This window comes from Aquabacterium sp. UBA2148 (assembly GCF_002328915.1).
GTDB lineage: Bacteria > Pseudomonadota > Gammaproteobacteria > Burkholderiales > Burkholderiaceae_C > Aquabacterium > Aquabacterium parvum.
Map to the genome: position 1 here is coordinate 3,429 of NZ_DCXA01000238.1, position 5,829 is coordinate 9,257.

The window sequence follows — 5,829 nt, forward strand, 5'->3', positions numbered from 1 at the left end:
CCAGCCGGTCTCCACGCAATTCCATGGGCAGCATGACGTTCTCGATGGCGCTCAGGTGCGCGATCAACTGGAAGTTCTGGAAAACGAAGCCGACGTGGGCTGCCCGATGGGCCGCGCGCGCGTCTTCATCGAGGTCGAACAGGTTGCGCCCTCCCAGCAACACCTCGCCACGGCTGGGCACATCCAGGCCAGCGAGCAGCGCCAACAAGGTGCTTTTGCCAGAACCCGATGCGCCAACGATGGCGAGCGAATCTCCCCTAGGCACGCTGAGCTCGATGCCATCGAGGATGGTGAGCGGGCCACCGACGTCATCGACAACTTTGCTCAGCCCCCGGACAACGATGGCAGGGGAAGGCGCGTTGACGGTGGAGTCGGCAAGCGATGTGGCAGGATGCGAAGGAGCCGTGACGGTCATGAAAGCGAGCATGCAAGGGCAACGCCAACACTTTAAGCGACGCCGGATGGTCTTGTGGACCGCCGGTCTTTTGTTGTTGACAGCACCGCTGTCAGGGCAGTCGGCGTCGGCCCGCAAGGTGCTGATCCTGGGCGACAGCCTGTCGGCCGAGTACGGCTTGGCCCGAGGTGCGGGTTGGGTGGCCTTGCTCGAGGCGCGACTGACCCAGCAGGGCATTGCGGCCCAGGTCATCAACGCCAGCATCAGTGGCGAAACCACGTCGGGCGGAAGAACGCGACTTCCCGCGCTGCTGCAGCAACAACGCCCCACCCATGTGGTCATCGAGCTGGGTGGCAATGACGCGCTGCGCGGCTTCCCGGTTCGCTCCACCCAGGACAACCTAGAGGCCATGACCAAGGCCGCACAGGCTGCGGGTGCCAAGGTGCTGCTGGTGGGCATGCAAGTGCCGCCCAACTACGGCAAGCGCTATTCGGAAGACTTCGCGGCGGTGTTTGCGCGCGTGGCCCAAGAGCGCAAGGTCGCGCTGGTGCCCTTCCTGCTCAAAGGGGTGGCCGACCGAACGGATGCGCGAGAGTGGTTCCAGGCAGACGGCATCCACCCCCAGGCAAAAGCCCACCCCGTGATGCTCGACAACGTCTGGGGCGGGCTCAAACCGCTGCTGTGAGCTGGCTCACTTCTTGGGCGTCAGGCCAGCGCCCAGATTGCCCATCAGTGTCTCGGCCTGCTTGCTCATCTGTTCCTGCATCTGCGTGAACAGGGTGCGAGACTGCTCCATGTAGCCGCCCAGGAAGTTCTGCATCAACGGGTTCTGCATCAGGGGGTTCTGCAGGTTCTTGACCGAGTTCTCGGTCAGGCGGGACTGCAGATCGATGAACGACTGGATGTTGTTTTCCAGGTAGTTGCCCATCAGGCCCTGCATGGTGTGGCCATAGAAGCGAATGATCTGAGCCAGCGCCTGGGTCGAAAACATCGGCACACCAGCCGTCTCTTCTTCCAGGATGATCTGCAGCAGGATGCTGCGCGTCAGGTCTTCGCCACTCTTGGCGTCTCGCACCACGAACTGCTCGCAACCCATGACCATGTTCTTGACATCGGACAGCGTGATGTAGCTGCTGGTCTGGGTGTCGTAGAGGCGGCGGTTCGGGTACTTCTTGATGATCCGGGTGCCCGCTGCCGTGGGCTCGCCCGCAACACCGCCCGCAGACGCTTCGGCTTCAGGCGCTTCGCTGCGGGCTTTTCGTGGGGCTGGGCTCATCCGTGACTCCTCATGCATGACTCTGGTCTCAGGCCATTGTAGGAGTGGAAAAGATGAGCGAATAAAAGAAAAAGCCCCAGGCTTGTGGCCTGGGGCTTTGTCGACAGTATTTTGGTAGGCGCAATTGGATTCGAACCAACGACCCCCACCATGTCAAGGTGGTGCTCTAACCAACTGAGCTATGCGCCTGTCGAGACCGAGATATTAGCACTATTTTCTTCGAACGCGCAAGACGCCGTGGATTTGCAACACCTTGTGGAGCAAACCGCTCAGGCGACTGCTGTCAGGCGTTTGCAGCGTGAGCGTGAGCTGCAGGTGTTCGCGCACGGTGTGGTTGTGCATGGACAACACGGTGATCTTGCCTTGTGCAAAGACGTCGAAAACATCGCGCATCAAGCCGGGGCGATCGAGTGCTTCGATGGAGACATCGACCGCATAGTGCGCCTTCTCTGTCATGGCCTGACGACCCCAGGTGACGGGGATCACGCGCTCCTTGTGCTCGCGCGCCATGTGCTGGAAGTTGCTGCAATCGGCGCGGTGCACAGCCACGCCTTTGCCGCGCGTCACGTAGCCCCCGATGCGATCGGGTGGCGCTGGTTTGCAGCAGCGCGCCAGCTGGGTGAGCAATGAGTCAAGGCCGACGACGAGCACACCTTTGCCGTCACCGCCGGGTTGCCCCACATCGCCACGCGCCAGCTTTTGCAGCATGAGCTCATCGGGGTCGGGGGCAGGCTCGGCCGGACGAAGCACTTGCTCGATGTTGCGCAGCGAGAACTCGTCTTTGCCGACCACGTCGAACAAGGCATCGGCAGATCGGAAACCCAGTTGCGAAGCCAGGTCATCGAGCTTGATCGCCGTTTTGCCTTCACGCTGCAGCAACTTTTCGACGGCCTCGCGCCCTCGGGCGATGGTGGCTTGCTGCGCCAAGGCGTTGAACCAGGCGCGGACCTTGGCGCGCGAGCGAGGGCTGCGCAGGTAACCCAGTTCGCTGTTGAGCCAGTCCATCGAAGGACCGCCCTCCTTGGCCGACACGATCTCGACGGTCTGACCGCTTTGCAATGGCGTCTGCAAAGGCACCATGGCGCCGTCAACCCGCGCGCCTCGGCAGCGGTGGCCCAGGTTGGTGTGCAGCACGTAAGCCAGGTCGATGGGCGTGGCGCCGGCCGGCAGGTCGATGATGTCGCCGCCGGGGGTGAAGACGTAGATGCGGTCTTCGAAGAGGCCCTGCCCTGGCGATGCGCTCGGGTGCCCACCTTGCCCCACATGCCCGGACTCGGCGACGTCGCGCTCCCAGGCCAGCAGCTGGCGCAGCACCATCTTGCGCGCTTCGGCCACGCGTGATTCGAAGTCACCTGCGGCCTGCACACCGGCATAGCCCTTGGAGCCCGCCTCTTTGTAGGCCCAGTGCGCGGCCACGCCACTTTCGGCGTGCTCGTGCATGGCCTGGGTTCGGATCTGCACCTCGATCGAGCGGCCCTGCTCGTCGAGCACGATGGTGTGCAGCGATTGATAGCCATTGGACTTGGGCCGCGCGATGTAGTCCGAGAACTCGTCTTGCAGGGGCTGCCAGAGTTCGTGCACGCAACTGAGCGCTGCGTAGCAGGCATGAACGTCGCCCACGATGACGCGCAGGGCGCGCAAGTCAAAGACGCGGTCGAGCGACAGGGCCTTGCCCTGCATCTTTTTGTAGATGCTGTAGATGTGCTTGGGACGGCCTTGCACCTGGGCATCGATGCCCGAAGCGCTCAATGCCGCTTGCAACTGCTGCATCACCTGTTCGATGTGGCGCTCGCGCTCGAGCCGCTTTTCATGCAGCGCTTTGGCGATGGTGCGGTAGGTGTCGGGCTGCAGGAAACGGAAGGACAGGTCTTCGAGCTCCCACTTGATCTGCCAGATGCCCAGGCGGTTGGCCAGCGGCGCGAAGATCTGCAGCGACTCGCGCGCCAGGGCCTTGGGGCATGGCAGCTTGCGCTCGGCGTAGTGGCGCAGGGTCTGCAGGCGCGAGGCCAGGCGCAGCAGCACCACGCGCAGGTCGCGCGAGAAAGCCAACAGCATCTTGCGGATGCGCTCGACCTGTTCCGCGTCCAGCGGCGCGTCGGTTTCGTCGCCCATCAGGTCGCGGGCGTTGCGCTGCACCTGCACCAGCTTGACGGTGTGGGCGACCAGCGCCGCCGCGTCCGCACCGAAGGCGCGGCTCAACACGTCCTGCGGGTTGGTCAGGTAGTCGCTGGCATAGACCAGGTAGGCGGCCGCGCGCAGCGATGGCGAGGCACCGATGCCGTGCAGGATGGCGCCCACGCCGTCGGCATGGACGAGCGCGTCTTCACCGGTGTCGAAGGACTGACCCGACAGCAAGGGCTCGGCGAAGGCACGCGCTCGGCGCAGCAACTCCAGTCCGCCTTCGTTGACCGAGGCGCCTGCGGCCTGGGCTTCGGGCGTGGAGGTGCCTGCCACCTCGGCAAGGTCGACGATGGGCGCGTGCGGGCTGCCAGCATGGAGCAGCCCGTCATCGCGCGCGATGTCGAGGGATCCGGTCTTCATGCCAGCAGGAACCCCCGGATGGTTTCGACCTGGTCGGGGGCGATCAAGGTGGGCGCATGGCCCACGCCAGCGAACTCGACCAGGCGGGCCTTGGGGCCACGCTGGGTCATCTCGAGCGCGGTGGCGCGGTCGAGCAGGTCAGAGTCGGCGCCGCGCATCAACAGGGTCTCGCATGGGATGTTGGCCAGGCCGTCGTAGACCTGCCACAGGGCCTTCTCGCCTGCCTCGGTCTGCTCGGCCGTGACGCTGCGAAAGGGCTCGGCGATGGCCGGGTCGTAATGCAGCTCATAGCCGCCCTCATCGGCCGGGCGCAGCAGCGGGCGGCTGAGCGTCAGCCACTGCTCGGGCGTGTGCGGGCCAAATCCGGTGGAGATGCGCCAAAGGTAGTCGGCGGCTTCTTGCTCGGCGCTGAAACGCATTGGCTTGCCCAGGTAGTCGCCGATGCGCACGATGGCATCGAAGCGCAAGCGCGGGCCCACGTCGTTGAGCACGAAGCGGCGCAGGCGTGCACCGCTGGCCTCGGGCGGCAGCGACGAGAAGCCCAGGCCGATCAGCCCTCCCATCGACGTGCCGACCCAATCGAGCGCCAAGGGGGCTTGCGCGCCCAACTCCAGACGGAGTTGTTGCACCAGCGCCACCATGTCGGCGACGTACGAGAACACCTGATAGCCCTTCGGGTCGGCCAGCCAGTCGGAATGACCTCGGCCCACAACGTCTGGGCAGATCACCTGGTAGTGCTCGGACAAGGCGCCCGCCAGGACGTCGAAATCACGCCCTTGCCGGCTCAAGCCGTGCACGCAGAACAACACACGCGGGTTGCTCGGGTTGCCCCAGCGCCAATAGGCCATGCGGTGCGTCTGGGCATCGGTTTTGCTCGCGCCAGGGCACACAACGTGATGCAGCGTCGGCTGCACCAAAGCGGTTTCGACCGAGGGATCAGCGGGGTGTTGCGTTGTCATCTTGTGGCGTCGTCAGATAATGGGCCGATCCACATTGTGTTTCTCTTCGTGCACCGGAGGCCCCTGATGTTGAATGGAAAAACCGCCCTCGTGACCGGATCGACCAGCGGGATCGGTCTGGGCATCGCCGAACGACTGGCAGCCCAAGGCGCCAACGTCATTCTGAACGGATTCGGCGACGTTGACGCGCCACGCGCCTCGGTGCTGGCCGCTGGGCAACCACATGGCGTCAAGGTGGGCTACCACGGTGCCGACATGAGCAAGCCCGCCGAGATCGAGGCCTTGTTCGCCTACGGGCAGGCCGAGTTCGGCGGCATCGACATCGTGGTCAACAACGCCGGCATCCAGCACGTGGCCAACGTGGAGGACTTCCCCGTCGAGAAGTGGGACGCGATCCTCGCCATCAACCTCACCTCGGCTTTTCACACCATGCGCCTGGCCATCCCGGGCATGCGCAAGAAGAACTGGGGCCGTGTCATCAACATCGCCTCGGCGCACGGCCTGGTGGCTTCGGCCGGCAAGTCGGCCTACGTGGCTGCCAAGCATGGCCTGGTCGGCCTGACCAAGGCCGCTGCGCTGGAAACCGCGCAGACGGGCGTGACGGTCAACGCCATCTGCCCGGGCTGGGTGCTCACGCCCCTGGTGCAAAAGCAGATCGA

6 protein-coding genes and 1 tRNA gene are annotated in these 5,829 nt (G+C 64.5%); 2 read left to right on the forward strand and 5 right to left on the reverse strand.

What is annotated here, in order from left to right:
* On the reverse strand, nt 1-415 hold a 415-nt coding region (locus B2W70_RS13375; protein WP_286746382.1), incomplete at its 3' end, for an ATP-binding cassette domain-containing protein.
* A gap of 46 nt (nt 416-461) precedes the next feature.
* Here B2W70_RS13375 and B2W70_RS13380 point away from each other — a divergent pair.
* The gene (locus tag B2W70_RS13380) at nt 462-1,079 is read left to right on the forward strand and encodes an arylesterase (RefSeq protein WP_286746384.1); all 618 of its coding nucleotides are present in this window, start codon (nt 462-464) and stop codon (nt 1,077-1,079) included.
* A 6-nt stretch (nt 1,080-1,085) separates the two neighbouring features.
* On the opposite strand, the gene phaR is transcribed toward B2W70_RS13380, so the two are convergent.
* The 4 genes from phaR to B2W70_RS13400 form a co-directional block, all read right to left on the reverse strand.
* Nucleotides 1,086-1,670: a polyhydroxyalkanoate synthesis repressor PhaR gene (gene phaR / locus B2W70_RS13385; protein ID WP_286746386.1), complete on the reverse strand. Its 585-nt coding sequence runs from the start codon at nt 1,668-1,670 to the stop codon at nt 1,086-1,088.
* A gap of 112 nt (nt 1,671-1,782) precedes the next feature.
* Nucleotides 1,783-1,859 (reverse strand) — tRNA-Val (locus tag B2W70_RS13390).
* 21 nt (nt 1,860-1,880) lie between these two features.
* The gene (locus B2W70_RS13395) at nt 1,881-4,211 is read right to left on the reverse strand and encodes a RelA/SpoT family protein (protein ID WP_286746388.1); all 2,331 of its coding nucleotides are present in this window, start codon (nt 4,209-4,211) and stop codon (nt 1,881-1,883) included.
* Nucleotides 4,208-5,128 carry an alpha/beta fold hydrolase gene (locus B2W70_RS13400; protein WP_286746392.1) on the reverse strand — a complete coding sequence of 307 codons (921 nt, stop codon included), beginning with the start codon at nt 5,126-5,128 and terminating at the stop codon, nt 4,208-4,210. The genes B2W70_RS13395 and B2W70_RS13400 overlap by 4 nt, the downstream gene beginning before the upstream one ends.
* Nucleotides 5,129-5,236: 108 nt before the next feature.
* Here B2W70_RS13400 and B2W70_RS13405 point away from each other — a divergent pair.
* Nucleotides 5,237-5,829 (forward strand): 3-hydroxybutyrate dehydrogenase (locus B2W70_RS13405; protein ID WP_286746390.1); only part of this gene is annotated, 593 nt, incomplete at its 3' end.